Here is an 18,349-nt window from a genome sequence, read left to right as displayed (position 1 = left end):
GACAGAAAGATAGCACATGATCAAGAATACCCAGCATCCGATCGACTGGTCATGGCACGACGCCCAGGGCTATGGCCGCATGATCAACGTCTCGGGCACGATGACCTCGCTCGGCGGCTCCATCGCCACGCGGCGCGTGGCCGAGGCGACGGCCGAGGCGATGCCGCGCTTTGCCCGCATCCATGAGATGCAGGCCCGCGCCTCGGAGGTCATCGGGCGGCTGACCGGGGCCGAAGCGGGCTTTCTGACGGCTTCGGCCAGCGCCGGCATCACCCTCTCGATCGCCGGTTGCATCACCGGGCTCGACCCGGCCCGCGCCGAGGCCTTGCCGGAGGCTCCCGGCCCGCGCAACGCTGTCGCCATCCAGATGGGTCACATGTGCGAATACGGTGCGCCGGTCTCGCAGGCGATCTCGCTTGCCGGGGGCCGGACGCGGATCGTCGGGCAATCCACCTCGACCAAGGACTACCAGCTCGAGGCCGCGCTGGACGAGACCTGCGCCGCGGCGCTCTACGTCGTGTCGCATCACGTCGCCGATTACGGGATGATCCCGCTCGACACCTTCGTGCAGATCGCCCATGCGCGCGGCGTGCCGGTGATCGTCGATGCCGCCTCGGAATACGATCTGACGGGCTTTCTGACGGCGGGCGCGGATATCGTGATCTATTCGGGGCACAAGTTCCTCGGCGGCCCCACCTCGGGCATCGTCGCGGGCGCGCTGGAGCTGGTGCGGGCGGCCTATCTGCAGAACACCGGCATCGGGCGCGGCATGAAGATCGGCAAGGAGAGCATCGCCGGGGCCATCGCCGCGATGGAGCAGTGGATGGAGCGCGACCACGAGGCGATCCGCGCCGAGGAGACCCGGGCGCTGGATCTGTGGCAGAGCGCGCTGGCGCCGCTGACGGGCGTCACGCCGCTGCGCATCCCCGATCCCACGAACAACCCGCTGGAGCGGCTGCAGGTCTGGGTCGATCCGACGCAGGCCGGTGCCAGTGCCGCGCAATTCGCCGAGATCTGCGGGCGGCAGGACCCGCCGCTGATCGTGCGGGGCCATGAGGTCGAGAACGGCTATTTCCAGCTCGACCCCTGCAACCTGATGCCGGGGCAAGCGGAACTGGTGCGCGACATCCTGATCGCGGTGCTGAGCGATGCCCCCACGGCGGCGAAGGTCGATGCCCGGCGCGCTCTGGCGGGCGCGCGCAATGGCGGCACGCAGAGCTATCTCGACTGGCTGAAGCCTGCGTCGGAGCGCAGCGCGGGGTGAGGATCGGGCTGTGGCGATCCGGGCCGGGCTGGCCCGGGTTGCCGCTGCCGCCCGGCGGGTGACGGTCAGTCGAGGTGGAACACCTCTTCCGTCGCCGCCCACCATTCCCCCTCGGCGCGGGTGTCGAGCGGCACCTGCATCGGACCGCAGAGCGCCCACCAGCGCTGCGTCACCGGATCGGCGGCGATGGCAGCATCGTCGGCCGCGAAATCGGCGCCGACATATTCCCAGTAGCTGAACATGAGATTCTCCGGCTCGCGCAGGAAGATCGAGTAATTGGTGATGTTGGAGGCGCGGAGCCGCGCCAGCACCTCCGGCCAGACGGCCGCGTGCAGCCGCTTGTACTCGGCGATATGTTCGGCCCGGATGCCGATGACATGACCCATGCGTTGCATCCCGATCCCCTCAGCGCAATTCGTAGAAGCGGCGGGCCGTGCCGCCGAAGATCTGCGCCCGGTCTTCGGGCGTCAGTTCCGCCGTCAGGTGCTGCGCAACCTCCAGCCAGTCGCCATAGGTGCCCGCCAGCTCCAGGACCGGCCAGTCGCTGCCCCACATCAGCCGTTCCGGCCCGAAGGCCGAAAGCACGTGGTCGAAGACCGGGCGCAGGGTGCCCGCGGACCAGCCGGGGCCGAATTCGTTGGCGAGGCCCGAGAGCTTGCAGCAAAGGCCGGGGCGGGCGGCCAGCGCGCTCATGCCGCGACGCCAGTCCTCGCCGGGGTCGGTGCCGGTGAAGACCGGCTTGGCGCAATGGTCGATGACGATCGGCAACGTCGGGACCAGCGCCGCAAGCTCGGCGATCATCGGCAGGTGGCGCGGGGTGATCAGCGCGTCGAGCCGCAGGCCGGCCGCAGCCACCTTGCGCAGCCCGGCGACGACCGTCTCTTGCAGCACCCAGCCGGTATTCTCGATATCCTGCAGCATCGGGCGGATGCCGCGCAGTGCGGGGTGGGCGATCTCGGCCAGCTGGCGGTCCACATCGGCCTCGAGGTCGATCCAGCCCACCACGCCCTGCACCAGCGGGCTGCTGTCGGCGAGTTCCAGAAGGAACCGTGTCTCGGCCAGCGTCGGGGCAGCCTGCACCAGAACCGTGCCGCCGACCCCGTTCGCCACCGCCAGCGGCTCGAGATCCGCCGGCAGGATGTCGCGTCGGATTGCCGCGACGCTGTCGTCCATCCAGCCGTAATCGCCCCGCGAGATGCGCCAGAAATGCTGATGTGCGTCGATGATCACGGCTTGTCCTTGTCGCTTACGCATGTTCTAAATAATAATAAACCGTATCGGAGGAGTGGGCGACGTGTCAACAATGGCAATGGCGCTCTCCGACAGATCGCCCAGGCAACGCCGCGACGCGGCTCCGGCAGGAGAGAAGGCATGAAGAGCAACCGGATCGGCAGGACTGAGGTCAGCGTGACCGATATTTCCTTCGGCTGCGCCAGCATCGGCAACCTCTACCGCGAGATCGAGGACGCGGCGGCGCAGGAGGTGCTGCAGGCGGCGTGGGACGAGGGCATCCGCTATTTCGATACCGCGCCGCATTATGGCCGGGGGCTGTCGGAGCAGCGGCTCGGGCGGTTTCTGGTTGGACGGCAGGGCTATGCGCTTTCGACCAAGGTGGGCCGGGTGCTCTCGCCCGCTGCGGCGCCGATCGAGGAGGCCGATGGCTACATCCGCCCGGCGCAGAACGACGTGCGCTATGACTACTCCGGCGACGGGATCGAGCAGAGCCTGGAGCAGAGCTTCGAGCGGCTGGGCGTATCGCGTGTCGACATCGCCTATGTGCATGATCTGGGCAGCTACACCCATGGCGCGGGCAATGCCGCGCATATGGAAGCTTTTTTCAGTTCGGGCTACGAGCGGCTGGTGCAGCTGAAGCGAGCGGGCCGGATCGGCGCCTTCGGGCTTGGGGTCAACGAGTCCGAGATCTGCCTGCAGGTGATGGATCACGGGCCGCTGGACGCGATCCTGCTTGCCGGTCGGCTGACGCTGCTGGACCGCTCCGCCGAGGCGGAGCTGGTGCCGCGCTGCCGCGAGGCCGGGACGAGCCTGATCCTCGGCGGCATCTTCAACTCCGGCATCCTCGCGACCGGGCCGGTGCCGGGGGCCACCTATGACTACGGCCCCGCGCCGCAGGATGTGCTGGACCGTGTGTCCGAGCTGCAGCGCCGGGCCGAGGCGCAGGGTGTTCCGCTGGCGACCGCCGCACTGCATTTCGCCCGCCGCCATCCCGCCGCGGCCTCGGTTCTTCTGGGAACCGCAAACCGGCGGACGCTGCAGCGCAATCTCGAGGCGCTGCGGCAGGATCTGCCAGCGGGGGCGGAGGGGCTGCTAGCCTAGATCGTGGTGGCGCAGCGAGGAGAGCAGCGTCGATTTCGAGGTCCGCAGATGCCGCCGCGCCGCTTCGGTCGCGCGCGCCGCATCGCGGGCCTCCAGCGCATCGATGATCGCCAGATGCTCGTTGATCGCGGCGAGGTTGCGCTCCTTCTCGTGGGTCTTGTCCCACATGTAGTGGTAGTGGAAGATCAGCGAGATCACCTTCTGGAACTCGGTGACGAAGCGGTTGCGCACCACCGAGTTGATCGCCTCGTGAAAGGCCTCGTCCAGTTTGGAGAACTCGTGAAAATCGGTTTCAATCTGTGTGCTCAGCGCCAGATGCGCTTGGCGCAGCTCCGCCAGCCGCGGCCAGATCGGGTGATCCAGCGGCGCCTCGGCGGCCTTGGCCACGGCGTCGAGCTCCAGCACCAGCCGGAAATCCGACAGCTCGATCGAGAACTCCTTGGTGAAGCCGCGCAGCATCCAGCCGCCCTGCGGTCGGCGCGCCACCAGCCCGAAGCGGCTGAGCCCGGCGAGGAACTCCTTCAGGTCGTGCTGGGCGACGCCGAAGGTGCGCGCCAGTTCCGCGACTGACAGCGGCGTGTCGGCGGGCACGTCGAAGCGCAGGATCCAGTCGAGAAAGCGCTGCTCCAGCTGGTCGCGCCCGTTGCCGCTGTCGCTGACCGCGATCCGGTCGCCGGGCTGCGGCGCGCGCAGGATCTGCTTCGATCGCCCGTCCCAGGCGATGACGCCGCGTTCGGCAAGCCGGGCGAGACAGCGCCGCACCACGGTGCGGCTGACGCCCGCCACCTCGCTCAGCGCGGCCTCGGCGGGCAGGGGCGCGCCCACGACCAGGGTGCCGCAGAAGGCGAGCAGCCGGTTGTGCGCCTCGCGGTAGCGGATATCGCTGCGTGACATGGCGGCCTCCTGCTGCGTCGGTTTCTGTATTTGTCCTAAATTATTAAAAACCGTTGACAGATACAAGCGCCGCAAACATGGTGTTTAATAATTTGATGCAATCGGTCGGGGGGAACGATGTCAGATGCGAGCAAGCCGTGGCTCGGCACGGGCGACCGGAAGCTGATGGTTGCCAGCGGTCAACTTCACCGGGTCTCTGCCCTTTTGACGCTTGTGCTGCTGGTGCTCGGCTTTGCCATGGCGAGCCCTGCCTTCCTGTCGGTGAACAACGGGCTCACCGTGCTCTTGCAGACTTCGGTCATCGGGCTTCTGGGCATCGGCATGACCATGGTGATCATCACCGGCGGGATCGATCTGTCGGTCGGCTCGGTGCTGGCGCTGTCGGGGGTGATCTCGGCGATGGCGGTGAAGATCGGCCTGCCGGTGATCCCGGCCATGTGCGCGGGCATCGCCGTCGGCGCGGCCTGCGGCGCCTTCAACGGCTTCGTCATCACCCGGATGCGGATCCCGCCCTTCGTCGCCACATTGGGCATGATGCTGATCGCGCGCGGCGTGGCGCTGCAGCTGACCGGCGCGGCGCCGATCTCGCAGCTCGGCGACGGCTTCGGGCTGCTGGGCAACGGCGCGCTGTTCCGCATAGTCGAGATGCAGGCCAACGGCTTTCCGCGGGTGATCTTTCCGGGCATTCCCTATCCGGCAATCCTGCTTCTGGTGGTGGCGCTGGCTGCGAGCTACCTGCTGCGGCGGCGCCAGATCGGCAGGCACATCTATGCCACGGGCTCCAACGAGGAGGCCGCGCGGCTGTCCGGGGTCAAGGTCGACTGGACCAAGATGTATGCCTACACCATGTCGGGCGCGCTGGCCGGGCTTGCGGGCAATGTGCTGATGTCGCGTCTGGTCACCGCCCAGCCGAGCGAGGGCGTGATGTACGAGCTCGACGCCATCGCGGCGGCGGTCATTGGCGGGGCATCGCTGTCGGGCGGGGTCGGCACGATCGGGGGCACGATGATCGGCGCCTTCATCATCGGCATCCTGCGCAACGGGCTCAACATGTCGGGCGTCTCGGCCTTCATCCAGCAGATTGTCATCGGCTTCGTCGTGATCGGCGCGGTCTGGATCGACCAGCTGCGCAACCGGCGCTGAGTCCCGCACCACAATCATCAACGGAGGAGGAACCAAGATGAAGCTGCTGAAGACATGCCTGGCCGTATCCGCCCTCGCCCTGACCGCAGGCGCGGTTCAGGCGGGCGAGATCGCGGTGATCGTCAAGACGACCAATTCGAATTTCTGGCAGAACGTGAACAAGGGCGCGCAGGCCGCCATCGAGGGCCAGTCGGAGCATACGATCACCTTCGACGGCCCCGCTTCGGAAAGCGCGGTGGCCGATCAGGTCGGCATGGTCGAGAACGCGATCAACCGCGGCGTCTCGGGTCTGGTGCTGGCGCCGTCGGACCCCGATGCGCTGATCCCGGTGGTGCGCCGCGCCTATGAGAGCGGCATTCCGGTGGTGATCATCGACAGCGCCCTGGGCGAGGGCGGCAAGGGCGCCTTTCAGGCCTTCCTCTCCACCGACAACTGCGCCGCGGGCGAGGCTGTCGCCAAGCGCATGATCGAGGCGGCCGGGACCACCGGCAAGGTCGGCATCATGTCCTATGTCGCGGGCGTCGGGTCGGAGATCGGTCGCGTCGGCTGCTTCAGCGACTATCTCAAGGCCAATTCCGAGCTGGAGATCGTCGGCCCGCTTTATTCCCAAAGCCAGATGGCCAATGCGCTGAACCAGACCACGGACATGCTGGCCTCTAACCCCGATCTCGTCGGCATCTTCGGCGCCAACGAGCCGACCGCCGTCGGCATGGGGCGCGCGATCATGCAGGCAGGCAAGGCCGGTCAGCTTGTGGCGCTCGGCTTCGACGGCAACGAGGATCTGCAGCAATTCGTCCGCGACGGCGTGCTGACGGCGACGGCGGTGCAGGGCTCCTTCGCGATGGGCGAGATGGGCGTGCAGGCGGTGATGGACATCCTCGGCGGCAAGACCGTCGAAAGCTTCATCAACACCGGCGTCGTGATGGTCGACAAGGCCAATGTCGATTCCGACGAGGCGCAGAACGTCCTTTACTGATGCCAGCCGGGGGCCGTGCGCGGCCCCCGCTTCCCGACAGCTTGCGAAAGGCCCCAACCATGTCACAGCAGCCGCTGGTCGAGATGATCGACATCGCGAAATCCTTCGGCGGCGTCCGCGCCGTGGACGGGGTTTCGGTCAGCCTGTTCCCGGGCGAGGTCGTGGGTCTTCTGGGCCACAACGGGGCGGGCAAGTCCTGCCTGATGCGTATCCTGTCGGGGGCGATGACGCCGAGCAGCGGCGAGATCCGCGTGAATGGTGGCGCGGTGAAATTCACCGAGCCCAATGATGCCCGCGCGCAGGGCATCGAGACGATCTATCAGACATTGGCGCTGGCCAACCATCTCGATGCGCCGAGCAACCTGTTTCTCGGGCGCGAGCTGAAGACCCGCTTCGGCAATCTTGACGATGCCGCGATGCTGCGCGCCGCCCGCGAGGTGCTGGCGCGGCTGAACCCGAATTTCAAGAACCTGCGCGATCCGGTCTCCAGCCTGTCGGGCGGCCAGCGGCAGGTGATAGCCATCGCGCGGGCGATCTATTTCGATACGAAGGTGCTGATCATGGACGAGCCGACCGCGGCGCTCGGGCCCTCCGAGACGGCGATGGTGGCCGACCTGATCCGCCAGCTGCGCGCCGAGGGCATCGGCATCTTTCTGGTCAGCCACGACATGCACGATGTCTTCGACCTCTGCGACCGGGTGGTGGTGATGAACAAGGGCCGCGTCGTCGGCGCCCATGCCATCGCCGAGGTCAGCAAGGACGACGTGCTCAGCCTGATCGTCAAGGGCGAGCTGCCCGGCGATTGGAGCGCCCGCAACCTCGAGGCCGCGCAATGAAGGATGTCGTGACGACCATGATGGACTGCGGCGTCTGCGTCGAGCCGGGGCAGTTCAGCGTCGAGCCAAGGCCGATGCCGGTCGAGGCGCCGGAGGGCTGGGTGCTGGTGGACATCGCCGCCATCGGCATCTGCGGCACCGATTACCACATCTTCGAAGGCAAGCACCCGTTCCTGGAGTATCCGCGGGTGATCGGCCACGAGCTGTCGGGCCATGTCGCCAGCGGTCCCGATCAGGGCAAGCTCGTCGTGGTGAATCCCTATCTCTCCTGCGGCACCTGCCGGGCCTGCCGGCGGGGCAAGCCGAACTGCTGCCGCCAGATACAGGTTCTGGGCGTGCACCGCGACGGCGGCATGTGCGCGCGCATCGCCGTGCCCGCGGGCAATCTCTACCCCGCCGACGGGCTGACGCCCGAGCAGGCGGCGATGGTGGAATTTCTGGCGATCGGCGCCCATGCCGTCGCACGCTCCGGCGTGGGCGAGGGCGATCTGGTGCTGGTCACCGGCGCCGGGCCCATCGGACTGGGGACCGCGCTCTTTGCGCGGCTGGCGGGGGCGGAGGTGCATCTGATGGATCTCAGCCGGAAGCGGCTGGATCTGGCGCGCGATCTCTGCGGTTTCGACCGGCTGCACCTGCCGTCGGATGATCTTCTGACCGGCGATCTGGCCGAGGGGTTCGATGCGGTCTTCGACGCCACCGGCAATGCGCAGGCCATCGAGGCCGGCTTTCCGCTGCTCGCGCATGGCGGCAGCACGGTGCTGGTGAGCGTGGTCAAGGGCGACATCGGCTTTTCCGATGCCGAGTTCCACAAGCGCGAGGCCCGGATCATCGGCAGCCGCAACGCGCTCCGCCTAGATTTCGACCGGGTGATCGCCGCGATCCGCGCCGATCTGATCCCGACCGAGGCGCTGATCTCGGGCGTGGTGCCTCTGGCGGAGCTGCCCGCGCGGTTCCCGGCGCTGGTCCATGACCGCGACGGGATCGTCAAGATGCTGGTCACGCCATGAGTGCCCCGACCGTTCTGCGCCTGCATGAGCGCGACAACATCATGGTGGCGCTGCAGCCGCTGGCCCCCGGCGCCCCGGTGGCGGCCACGGTCAGTGCCGCGGAGGCCATTCCCGCCGGGCACAAGGTGGCGATCCGCGCCATCGCGGCGGGCGAGCCGGTGCTGAAATACGGGCAGGTGATCGGCATGGCGACAGAGGCCATCGCGGCGGGCGCGCATGTCCATGTGCAAAACCTCGGAATGGGGGCGCATCGGCAGGATTACGGCTTCGGCACCGCCACCACGCCGCTGCCGGTCGCCGAGGCGCCGGCGAGCTTCCGCGGGTTTCACCGGCCTTCGGGGCGGGTGGGGACGCGGAACTACATCGGCATCCTGACGTCGGTGAACTGCGCGGGGTCGGTCGCCCGCTTCATCGCCGAGGAGGCGGAACGGCAGGGCTGGCTGCGCGACTTTCCCAATGTCGACGGCATCGTGCCCATCGTCCACGGCACAGGCTGCGGCATGTCGGGCAAGGGCGAGGGCTACGAGACGCTGTTCCGCACCATCGCGGGCTATGGCCACAACCCCAATTTCGGCGCGATCCTCATGGTGGGGCTGGGCTGCGAGGTCATGCAGATCCCCGACCTGATCGACCGCAAGGCGCTGAAGGACAGCGCGCGCTTCCGCTACATGACGATCCAGCAGACCGGCGGCACCCGCGCCACCGTCGACAAGGGCGTGGCGGTCCTGCGCGAGCTGGCCGCCGAGGCCAACCGCGCGAGCCGCGCCGAGGCGCCTGCGGCCAAGCTGGTGCTCGGCATGCAATGCGGCGGATCGGACGGCTATTCGGGCATCACCGCCAATCCGGCGCTGGGGATCGCCTCGGATCTTCTGGTGGCGCAGGGCGGCATCTCGATCCTGTCGGAGACCTCCGAGATTTACGGCGCCGAGCATCTTCTGACCCGCCGCGCCGACGAGGCCACCGGGCGCAGGCTGATCGACCTGATCGAGTGGTGGGAGGATTACACCGCCCGCAACTTCGGCGAGATGGACAACAACCCCTCGCCCGGCAACAAGCGCGGAGGGCTGACGACGATTCTCGAGAAGAGCCTCGGCGCGGTGGCCAAGGGCGGGGCCGCGCCGCTTTCAGCGGTCTACCGCTATGCCGAGCCGATCGACGCGCCAGGCTTCGTCTTCATGGACAGCCCGGGCTACGACCCCTGCTCGGTCACGGGGCAGGTGGCGTCGGGGGCCAATCTGATCGCCTTCACCACCGGGCGCGGCAGCGTTTCAGGCTATCGCCCGGTGCCCTGTCTCAAGATCGCCTCCAACCCCGACCTCTGGCGGCGGATGGAGCCCGACATGGACGTGGACTGTGGCGAGATCCTCTCGGGGGTGACGCTGGAGCAGAAAGGCCGCGAGATCTTCGAGCGGATGCTGCGCATCGCCTCGGGCGAACACACCAAGAGCGAGGCGCAGGGCTTCGGCGCGGTGGAGTTCGTGCCGTGGCAGATCGGCGCGGTGATGTAGATGGGGGCGCGAATGACACGCGGAGATCTGAGCGGACAGCGCGTGCTGATCACCGCTGCGGCACAGGGAATCGGCCGGGCGAGCGCGCTGGCCTTCGCCCGCGCCGGGGCCGAGGTGATCGCCACCGACATCAACGAAACGGGGCTGGAGGGGCTGACGGGCTGCCGCAGCGCGCGGCTCGACGTGCTCGACAGTGCCGCCGTCGCCGCCTTCTGCGCCGGGATCGGCCCGGTGGATGTGCTCTTCAACTGCGCCGGGGTCGTGCATTCCGGCAGCATTCTCGAGGTGACGGATGCGGAGCTGGACTTCGCCTTCGATCTGAACGTCAAGGCGATGCTGCGCACCATCCGCGCCGTGCTGCCGGGGATGCTGGAGCGGGGGCAGGGGGTGATCCTGAACATGTCCTCGGTCGCTTCTTCGGTGAAGGGCGTGCCGAACCGCTTTGCCTATTCCACCACCAAGGCCGCGGTGCTGGGGCTGACCAAGTCGGTCGCCGCCGATGTCGTGGGCCGTGGCGTGCGCTGCAACGCGATCTGCCCGGGCACGGTGCAGTCGCCTTCGCTTGACCAGAGGCTTGCCGCGACCGGCGATTACGATGCCGCCCGCGCAGCCTTCGTCGCGCGTCAGCCGATGGGTCGCATCGCCGAGGCCGAGGAGATCGCGGATCTCGCCGTCTATCTGGCGGGGGCGACATATACCACCGGGCAGGCGGTCTGCATCGACGGCGGCTGGACGCTTTAGGCGGGCGGGCTCAGCCGCGCTCCGCTTCGGTGACCTGCGCCTTGATGCCGCCCATGAAGGCCCGGACGGTGCGGGTGACGGCGGCGGCGGCATCCTGCGGGACGTCGGTGCTGTAGATGTACTTGCGGATCGCCATATAGAAGACCCCGCCGTGCAGGCCCCAGAACAGCTCTTCCTCGGCCTCGGTCGGAGCGCGCTCCGGCAGGCCGAGGTCGTGGCGCAGCTCCATCGCCGCCGGAAGGATGACGCGGGTCCGGATGATGCTGAGATAGCGCTGCGGAAGGCTGTAGGATTTCAGCCCGGACGATACGAAGATCCGCACCCAGTCATATTCGAAGACGCAGTCCACATAGGCGCGGTAGAATCGGATCAGCCGTTCCTCCAGCGGCAGCGAACGGTCGAGGATCAGCGCCTCCCAGTCGCTGCGCCAGCGGCTGGTGTAGACATGCTGGTAGACCCGCTCGATCAGCGCCTCCTTGCTGTCGAAATGCCGGTAGATCACCGCATGCGACACCCCCAGCCGCTTGGCCAGCTCGCGCGTCTGGCCCTCGAAGCCGTTCTCCGCGAAGAACCGCACTGCCGCCTCGAGAATCTGCTTCTCGCGATCTTCCCACCGCATGTTCTTGCGTCGGGGAGCCGGCGCCGGCACCTGATCGTCCATCGGATCACTCTCCTCAAATCGCCCGGAGGATAGCCTCCCGGCAAGATGTGACCAAGTGGTCATTTATTTCTTGCGCAGACTCGCTGCTCCTGCCACTTGTAACCAAGTGGTCAGAAGTTGGGTCGAGGAGCCCGCCCTGGCCGGAGGACGGGGAAGAGATGAAGCCGCCACCCTTTGAATATCGGCTTGCGGATTCCGTGTCGGAGGCGCTGGACCTGTATGCCGGATCGGCGGGCGATGCGCTCTGGCTGGCCGGGGGGCACAGCATCGTGCCCTCTCTGGCGCTGCGGCTGCAGGCGCCTTCGCTGCTGATCGACATCTCGCGCCTGCCGGAGCTGATGGGGATTTCGCTGACTGGGGAGGGGCTGCGGATCGGCGCGCTGACGACCCATGCGCAGATCCTCTCCGACCCGCTGGTCCGCACCCATGCGCCGCTTCTCGCCGAGGCCGCCGCCCATGTCGCCCATCCGGCGATCCGCAACCGGGCGACCTTCGGCGGCAATCTTGTGCTGGCCGATCCGGCATCGGAGTTTCCCGCCGTGGTGCGCTGTCTCGATGCCGTGTTCGACATCGTCGGACCGGAGGGCGCGCGGCAGGTCGGGGTGGAGGACTTCTTCCTCGATCTCTTCACCACGGCGCTGGAACCGGGAGAGATCCTGCGCTCGGTGCTGATCCCGCCCGCGCCCGCCGGCCTGCGCTGCGGCTTTGACGAGCTGGCGCGGCGGCATGGCGACTTTGCCATGGTGGGCGCTGCCGTCTGGCTGGTGGAGGCCGAGGGGGTCACCGCCGAGGCGCGGATCTGCTTCCACTCCGTCGGTGCCACGCCGATGCGCGCGAGCCATGCCGAAGACGCGCTGCGGGGCCTCGCGCTCGATGGCGATGCCATCGCCGCGGCGCAGGCGGTGCTGGGGAATGACCTCGATCCGGCGGATGACGTCACGCTTCCCGGGGCGACGCGGCTGCATCTGGCCCGCGTGCTGCTGGGCCGGATCCTGCACCGGCTTGCCAAACAGCCAGCCCTGGAGACTGCCGCATGACGCTTCCGCTTCACCTGACCGTCAATGGCGAGGCCGTGGCTGAGCATGTCGAGCCGCGCATGAGCCTTGCCGATTTTCTCCGCGACCGGCTGCAGCTGACCGGAACGCATCTGGGCTGCGAGATGGGCGTCTGCGGCGCCTGTCTGGTGCTTCTGGACGGCAAGCCGGTGCATGGCTGCCTCGTGCTGGCGGTGCAGGCGGCAGGATCGGAGGTGCAGACCATCGAGGGGCTGGCGGAAAGCGGTGATTTGGCCGATCTGCAAAGGGCCTTTCACGAGCGCAATGCGCTGCAATGCGGCTATTGCACGCCCGGCATGCTGATCACCGCGCACAGCCTGCTCGAGGCCACGCCCGCGCCGGATCGCGGCGAAATCCGCACCGCGCTCTCGGGCAACTTCTGCCGCTGCACCGGCTATGAATCCATCGTCGATGCCATCGCCGTGACCATCGAGCGCCGCGCCGCGGGGGCAGGGGCATGAGCGACCGTCCCGCCCACATCGGCCAGCCGCATCTGCGGCACAACGCTCTGCGCCATCTGGCCGGGCGCGGCGCCTTTGTCAGCGACCTGCAGCTGCCGCGCATGCTGCATGCGGCCTTCCTGCGCAGCCCGATGGCGCATGGCCTGATCACCGCGCTCGACGTCGAGGAGGCGCGGACGGCACCCGGGGTCGTCGCCGTCTTCACCGCGGCAGAGCTGAATGCGCGCTGCAAGAGCTGGACCAGCGGGCTGGGCCATTTCGCCGGCATGGTCAGCGTGCCGCAGAACATCCTCGCCGAGCGCGAGGTGCTCTGGGCCGGGCATCCGGTGGCGATGGTGGTGGCGCGCAGCCGGGCCGAGGCGGAGGATGCCTGCGAGCGCATCCTGCTGGATCTCGACGAGCTGGAGCCGGTCTCGGGCGTGGACGAGGTGCTGCTGCCGGGCGCGCCGCTGGCGGCGGAGGGGCTGGAGAGCAACCTGTGCTTCCGCACCGAGCTGAAGACCGAGGGCGTGGCCGAAGCCTTCGCCCGCGCCGCGCATGTGGTCGAGGGTGAATATGCCTTCGGCCGGCACACGCCGGTGACGCTGGAGCCGCGCGCGGTGGTGGCGGATTACACCCCGTCGAGCGGGCAGCTGACGGTGCATCACGGCACGCAGACGCCCTACCAGTTTCAGGACATCTACGCCCGCCAGTTCGGCCTGCCCGACCACAAGGTGCGGGTGATCGCGCCGGATGTGGGCGGCAGCTTCGGCATGAAGCTGCATCTCTACAACGAGGAGATGGCGGCGGTGGCCGCCACGCTGATCCTGCACCGCCCGGTGCGCTTCGTCGCCGACCGGCTGGAGAGCTTCGTCAGCGACATCCATGCCCGCGAGCATCACGTCCGCGCCCGCATGGCGCTGGACGCAGACGGCACGATCCTTGCGATGGATGTGGAGGACCGCACCCCGGTCGGCGCCTTCTCGGCCTATCCGCGCACCTCGGTGGTGGAGGGCAACCAGTCGATCCGGCTGATGGGTGCCCCCTACCGGATGCCGGACTACCGGGGCGAGCTGAAGGTGCTGTTCCAGAACAAGGTGCAGGCAAGCCAATATCGCGCCGTCGGCCATCCGATCGCCTGCCAGGTAACCGAGGCTCTGGTGGATCAGGCAGCGGCGCTGCTGAACATCGACCCGTGGGAGATCCGGGCGCGCAACGTGGTGCCCGACGACGCCTATCCCCGCACCTCGCCCACCGGCTATCAGTTCGAGAGGCTCTCGCACCAGAAGTCGCTGCGCCTGCTGCGCGAGATGATCGACTATGACGGGCTGCGGCGCGACCAGGCGGAGCTGCGCAAGGCGGGCATCCATCGCGGCATCGGTCTGGCCACCTTCGTCGAGATCACCAACCCGGGCGCCGCCTTCTACGGCGTCGGCGGGGCGCGGATTTCGGCGCAAGACGGGGCGGTGGTGCGGCTGACGCCCGGCGGCGAGGTGCATTGCGCGATCTCGGTGACCGAGCAGGGGCAGGGGACCGAGACCATCGTGTCCCAGATCGTCGCGGACCAGCTGGGTGTGAACCCGGATCAGGTGAAGGTCACTACGGGCGACACCGACACGACCCCCTCGGGCGGGGCCGCCTGGGCCTGCCGCGGGGCGGGGATCGGTGGCGAGACCGCGCTGCGCGCCGGGCGCAAGCTGGCGCGTCGCATCGCCGAGATCGCGGGGGCGGTGCTGCAGGCCGATCCCGACACGCTGGCGTTGCGCGACGGGACCGTGGTCGACGCGGCGACCGGAGTGGAGCGTCTGACGCTGGCCGAGGTGGGCCGCATCGCCACCTACCGCCCCGAGACGCTTCCCGCGGGCACCGACAACTCGTTGAGCGTGGCGCAGCATTTCGCGCCCACCGGCTACCCGTTCGGTTTCACCAACGGGGTGCAGGCCGCGCTGGTCGAGGTCGACGTCGAGACCGGGATGGTGCGCCTGCTCAAGCACTGGGTCGTCGAGGATTGCGGGCGGATCATCAACCCGCTGCTGGTCGACGAGCAGATCCGCGGCGGCGTGGTGCAGGGGCTCGGCCCCGCTCTGTTCGAGGAATGCCTTTACGACGAGAACGGCCAGCTGCAGAACGGCTCGCTCGCCGACTATCTGGTGCCGATGGCCTGCGAGATGCCCGACATCATCATCGGCCATGTCGAGACCTTGACCGAAGACACGATCCTCGGCGCCAAGGGCGTGGGCGAGGCGGGGACCGCCGCCGCCGGAGCCGCCGTGATGAACGCCGTGAATGACGCCCTCTCGCCCTTCGGCGCGCGGCTGATGCAAACCCCGATGACCCCCGCACGCATCCTCGCCGCACTCGGCGTCGGTCAGGGCTGACCGGATCCCATCATCGATCGCGCAGGCGCCCGGCTTCGCCCTCTGCGCAGCGGGTTCAGATCACGTCCTGCAGCTTCCGGCAGATCTCGTCGATGTGCAGCGGCTTGAAGGTCATCGCGCCGAAGCCGACGCAGAACAAGCGCTCGATATCCTCGCGCGCCGCGGTGCCGACGAGGGCGAGGGCGGGGACCTGACGCTGGCCGCGCATATGGGCCGCGTCGCGCAGCTTGAAGAGGGTCTCGACCTCGTTCTCCACCGCGTCGACATCGACGATGACCGCATCGAAGCGGCCAAGGGCCGAAGCCCCGCCCTGCCCCAGCGTCGTCACCCGCGCGCCGCGCGAGACGAGGAGTGCCGAGGCCGTCTCGAGCGTATCATGGGCCTCGCCGATCAGCAGGATATGCAGCCCCGAAAGCTCGCCCACCGGGCGCTCGCCGGAGGCCTTCGGCAGGGTGATGCAGAGTTCGGTCTGGTCGTGCAGCCCGGCGGCGATGCCGACTTCGGCGCCGAGGTCGAAGACGAAGTCGCGGATCACCGATTGCAGCGTCCGGCCCGGCGCCCGGTCGCCCGACCAGAGCAGCTGCTGATCCCGGTCGGGGGCACCGATGTCGGAGAAGGTGAGGAACAGCCGCAAGGCGCCATCCGTCGCGCGATCGACGCGCAGGTTCACCTTGCCGTTGCGCGAATAGCGCACGGCGAGGCTGACGAGCGAGGTCGTCAGCTGCAGCACGCGGTCGCGGTCGTCGAACTGGCTCTCGTCATGCGGGTCGGTCGTCCGCACCCGCAGCGTGACGCCCTCGATCCGGGCGAGCGGGCTCAGCCCGCGGACGCGGTTGGCGAGTTCGCTCGGGTGAAAGCGGTTGCTTGCCGCCGGCCGTGCGACGGGACGGGGAGCGATGCGGCGCATGCCTTCTGGCTGGGATACCGGGATTGAAAGTTGCTGCACGTGACTCTCCTGCTTGGCTGTCCGCCCGGCCCGGATGGGCGCGTTGGCGTGCTGACAGCAGTGGATCACATCGTTGTTGAACCGGCAGCCAACAGTCCGTTCATCTTGGGTTCATCTAGAGGAGGAAGCCTGCCTCAGCCCTTGGCGCTGAGCCCGTGGGCGCCGCGCATCGGCAGGCGGAGCACGGCGCAGAGCCCGCCGAGCGCCGAGGAGCCGAGCCCGAGCGAACCGCCATAGACCTCCACCAGATCGCGGGCGATGGGCAGGCCCAGACCGGACCCCTGCGCCGAGAGATCGAGCCGCCCACCGGCCCGCATCGCCTCCGCATGGGCGCTTTCGGGCAGGCCGGGGCCGTCATCCTCCACTGTCACCACCGCTTCGACCCCGTCGGCGACCGCCCGCAGCCTCACCTCGGACCGGCACCACTTGGTCGCGTTGTCGAGCAGGTTGCCGAGCGCCTCCTCGAAATCCTGCGTGTCCATCGCCACGCGCAGCCCCTCCTCGACCTGGATCGACAGCCGCGCCTCGAGCTTGAGCATGGAGCGGAACAGCCGGGCCAGACGCTCGGCGGATTGCCGCACATCGGTGCGCGCAGTGCCGACCGAGACATTGGCCGCGCGGATCCGGGCCAGCGAGCGCAGGATCTGGGCATCGATCCGGTCCAGCGCTTCCAGCGCGCGCTGCGCGGGCACGTCCTCGGCCAGAAAGCTGTCGAGTTCGTTGCGCAGGATCGCCGAGGGCGTGCGCAGCGCATGGGCCAGATCGGCACCCTGCCGGCGGTTGCGGTCCAGAAGATCGCGGTTGCGCTGGATCAGCAGGTTGATGTCCTCGACCAGGGGCGCCACCTCGGAGGGATAGGCCTGCGGGTCGAGCACCTCCTCGCCCTGCCAGCGCCGGGTGATGTCGCGCCGCAACGCGCCCAGCGGGCGCAGCACGGCGGAGGTCTGCAGCAGCGCGCTCACCAGACCGAGGGCGGCGACGAGGCTGAAGGCCGCCGCCAGCCCGTTGCGGACCTGCCGCCGCTCGGCCACCAGCCCTTCGGTCGCCTCGCCCACGACCACGGTCTGGGGCTCGGCATCCTCGGTGAGGATCTGGCGGTAGCCGAGCCTGACGGGGCCGTCCGGCCCTTGGGCATCGGAGAAGGCGAGGGCGGAGCCGACATCGGCCGGAACCGGCAGCAGCGCGTCGAAGAGCGAGCGCGAGGTCAGGGCCGAGCCGTCGGCGCGCACGATCTGCCAGTAGCTGCCGGAATAGGGCCGGTCATAGGCGGGCAGGGCCAGCGCGCTGGCGATCGCCTCGGGGTCGGGCCCGGCGGAGAGCGAGGCGATGACCACCTGCAGATGCCGGTCGGAAATCGCGTCGTCGAAGCGCTCCTGCGCGATGGCGTTGAGGAAGACGAAGAGCGTGACGCCACCCAGCCCCATGCTCGCCGTCGCCAGCGCGGCGCCCGACAGGATGGCGCGTCCCTGCAGCGAGCGCATCATGCAGCGTCTATGCAGTAGCCTCTGCCGCGCACCGTGCGGATCAGATCCGGCCCCAGCTTCTTGCGCAGCCGTGCCACGAAGACGGCGATGGTGTTGGAGTCGCGGTCGCCGTCATAGACGTAGATGTGTTCCGAAAGCTCGGTCCGCGTCACCATCCGCCCGACGTTGTGCACGAGATAGGTCAGCACCGCTACCTCCTGCTGGGTCAGATCGACCGGCATGTAATCGATCGAGGCGCGGCCGGTCCGGGTGTCGAACTCCACCGTGCCCTTGCGGAACACCGGATCGGCGGAGGGCATCCGGCGGCGCAGGATCGCGCGGATGCGGGCGGCGAGCTCGGTCATGTGGAAGGGCTTGGTCAGATAGTCGTCCGCCCCGGCGTCGAGCCCGTCGACGCGCTGCGACCAGCCGTCCCGCGCGGTCAGGATCAGCACCGGCGTGGTGATCCCCTGCGCCCGCCAGTCCTTGAGGATCGACAGCCCGTCGCGCTGCGGCAGGCCCAGATCGAGGATGATGGCGTCATAGGGTTCGGTCTGGCCGAGGAAGGCCACCTCGTCGCCGTCATGCGCCACATCGACGGCGCGGCCCTCTGCAGCCAGAACCCGACGGATCTGGTCGGCGAGCACGGCTTCGTCTTCAGCCAGCAGAATGCGCATCATGGCTCCGGCGTGGGGGATGGAGA

General features: G+C 68.5%; 18 protein-coding genes. 11 read left to right on the top strand and 7 right to left on the bottom strand.

The features are described from left to right. The first annotated feature begins 16 nt into the window (after positions 1-16). The gene (locus AC3A5Z_RS14250) at positions 17-1,264 is read left to right on the top strand and encodes an aminotransferase class V-fold PLP-dependent enzyme (protein ID WP_487520011.1); all 1,248 of its coding nucleotides are present in this window, start codon (positions 17-19) and stop codon (positions 1,262-1,264) included. Between the two features lie 65 nt (positions 1,265-1,329). Here the strand turns inward: AC3A5Z_RS14250 and AC3A5Z_RS14245 are convergent, their stop codons facing one another. Next, a complete protein-coding gene (locus AC3A5Z_RS14245) occupies positions 1,330-1,659 on the bottom strand; it encodes an L-rhamnose mutarotase (RefSeq protein ID WP_487520010.1) in 330 nt (109 codons plus the stop codon). 10 nt (positions 1,660-1,669) lie between these two features. After that, positions 1,670-2,494 carry an amidohydrolase family protein gene (locus tag AC3A5Z_RS14240; protein ID WP_487520009.1) on the bottom strand — a complete coding sequence of 275 codons (825 nt, stop codon included), beginning with the start codon at positions 2,492-2,494 and terminating at the stop codon, positions 1,670-1,672. Positions 2,495-2,635: 141 nt separating this feature from the next. Between AC3A5Z_RS14240 and AC3A5Z_RS14235 the strand changes: the two genes are divergently transcribed. After that, complete coding sequence (locus tag AC3A5Z_RS14235) at positions 2,636-3,598, top strand: aldo/keto reductase (protein ID WP_487520008.1); 963 nt, start codon at positions 2,636-2,638, stop codon at positions 3,596-3,598. Here the strand turns inward: AC3A5Z_RS14235 and AC3A5Z_RS14230 are convergent. Then, positions 3,590-4,492, bottom strand: coding sequence for a GntR family transcriptional regulator (locus AC3A5Z_RS14230; RefSeq protein ID WP_487520007.1), 903 nt, complete (start codon positions 4,490-4,492; stop codon positions 3,590-3,592). The two genes, AC3A5Z_RS14235 and AC3A5Z_RS14230, sit on opposite strands and share 9 nt — an antisense overlap. A 117-nt stretch (positions 4,493-4,609) precedes the next feature. Between AC3A5Z_RS14230 and AC3A5Z_RS14225 the strand changes: the two genes are divergently transcribed. Genes AC3A5Z_RS14225 through AC3A5Z_RS14200 form a run of 6 tightly spaced genes read left to right on the top strand, consistent with a single transcriptional unit; the run spans position 4,610 to position 10,703 of the window. Continuing rightward, positions 4,610-5,635 (top strand): ABC transporter permease, encoded by a 1,026-nt coding sequence (locus tag AC3A5Z_RS14225; protein ID WP_487520006.1) that lies wholly within the window; start codon positions 4,610-4,612, stop codon positions 5,633-5,635. 37 nt (positions 5,636-5,672) lie between these two features. Further along, a complete protein-coding gene (locus tag AC3A5Z_RS14220) occupies positions 5,673-6,611 on the top strand; it encodes a substrate-binding domain-containing protein (RefSeq protein ID WP_487520005.1) in 939 nt (312 codons plus the stop codon). Between the two features lie 59 nt (positions 6,612-6,670). Beyond that, positions 6,671-7,447 (top strand): ATP-binding cassette domain-containing protein, encoded by a 777-nt coding sequence (locus tag AC3A5Z_RS14215; RefSeq protein ID WP_487520004.1) that lies wholly within the window; start codon positions 6,671-6,673, stop codon positions 7,445-7,447. Beyond that, complete coding sequence (locus AC3A5Z_RS14210; RefSeq protein ID WP_487520003.1) at positions 7,444-8,454, top strand: zinc-binding alcohol dehydrogenase family protein; 1,011 nt, start codon at positions 7,444-7,446, stop codon at positions 8,452-8,454. Before AC3A5Z_RS14215 ends, AC3A5Z_RS14210 begins: the two co-directional genes overlap by 4 nt. Then, on the top strand, positions 8,451-9,962 hold the full coding sequence (locus tag AC3A5Z_RS14205; RefSeq protein ID WP_487520002.1) for a UxaA family hydrolase: 1,512 nt from the start codon (positions 8,451-8,453) through the stop codon (positions 9,960-9,962). The genes AC3A5Z_RS14210 and AC3A5Z_RS14205 overlap by 4 nt, the downstream gene beginning before the upstream one ends. 12 nt (positions 9,963-9,974) lie before the next feature. Next, the gene (locus AC3A5Z_RS14200; protein ID WP_487520001.1) at positions 9,975-10,703 is read left to right on the top strand and encodes an SDR family oxidoreductase; all 729 of its coding nucleotides are present in this window, start codon (positions 9,975-9,977) and stop codon (positions 10,701-10,703) included. Between the two features lie 10 nt (positions 10,704-10,713). Here the strand turns inward: AC3A5Z_RS14200 and AC3A5Z_RS14195 are convergent, their stop codons facing one another. Continuing rightward, positions 10,714-11,364 carry a TetR/AcrR family transcriptional regulator gene (locus AC3A5Z_RS14195; protein ID WP_487520000.1) on the bottom strand — a complete coding sequence of 217 codons (651 nt, stop codon included), beginning with the start codon at positions 11,362-11,364 and terminating at the stop codon, positions 10,714-10,716. Positions 11,365-11,522: 158 nt separating this feature from the next. On the opposite strand from AC3A5Z_RS14195, the gene AC3A5Z_RS14190 reads away from it, so the two are divergent. From AC3A5Z_RS14190 to AC3A5Z_RS14180, 3 genes are read left to right on the top strand one after another with little or no spacing between them, the layout of a single operon-like run. Next, positions 11,523-12,401 (top strand): FAD binding domain-containing protein, encoded by an 879-nt coding sequence (locus AC3A5Z_RS14190; protein ID WP_487519999.1) that lies wholly within the window; start codon positions 11,523-11,525, stop codon positions 12,399-12,401. After that, positions 12,398-12,880 carry a (2Fe-2S)-binding protein gene (locus AC3A5Z_RS14185; RefSeq protein WP_487519998.1) on the top strand — a complete coding sequence of 161 codons (483 nt, stop codon included), beginning with the start codon at positions 12,398-12,400 and terminating at the stop codon, positions 12,878-12,880. The genes AC3A5Z_RS14190 and AC3A5Z_RS14185 overlap by 4 nt, the downstream gene beginning before the upstream one ends. Then, on the top strand, positions 12,877-15,237 hold the full coding sequence (locus tag AC3A5Z_RS14180; RefSeq protein WP_487519997.1) for a xanthine dehydrogenase family protein molybdopterin-binding subunit: 2,361 nt from the start codon (positions 12,877-12,879) through the stop codon (positions 15,235-15,237). Before AC3A5Z_RS14185 ends, AC3A5Z_RS14180 begins: the two co-directional genes overlap by 4 nt. A 55-nt stretch (positions 15,238-15,292) precedes the next feature. Here the strand turns inward: AC3A5Z_RS14180 and AC3A5Z_RS14175 are convergent, their stop codons facing one another. The 3 genes from AC3A5Z_RS14175 to AC3A5Z_RS14165 form a co-directional block, all read right to left on the bottom strand. Then, positions 15,293-16,183, bottom strand: coding sequence for a response regulator (locus tag AC3A5Z_RS14175; protein ID WP_487519996.1), 891 nt, complete (start codon positions 16,181-16,183; stop codon positions 15,293-15,295). A 134-nt stretch (positions 16,184-16,317) separates the two neighbouring features. Beyond that, positions 16,318-17,667, bottom strand: a complete 1,350-nt coding sequence (locus tag AC3A5Z_RS14170) for a sensor histidine kinase (RefSeq protein WP_487519995.1) — start codon at positions 17,665-17,667, stop codon at positions 16,318-16,320. Next, positions 17,664-18,323, bottom strand: a complete 660-nt coding sequence (locus AC3A5Z_RS14165; RefSeq protein WP_487519994.1) for a response regulator transcription factor — start codon at positions 18,321-18,323, stop codon at positions 17,664-17,666. Before AC3A5Z_RS14165 ends, AC3A5Z_RS14170 begins: the two co-directional genes overlap by 4 nt. Positions 18,324-18,349 lie beyond the last annotated feature (26 nt).

This window comes from Cereibacter sp. Soil_C_27 (genome assembly GCF_057657095.1).
The sequence above is the reverse complement of the archived record's forward strand: the minus strand, read 5'-3'. Positions and strand labels throughout refer to the sequence as shown.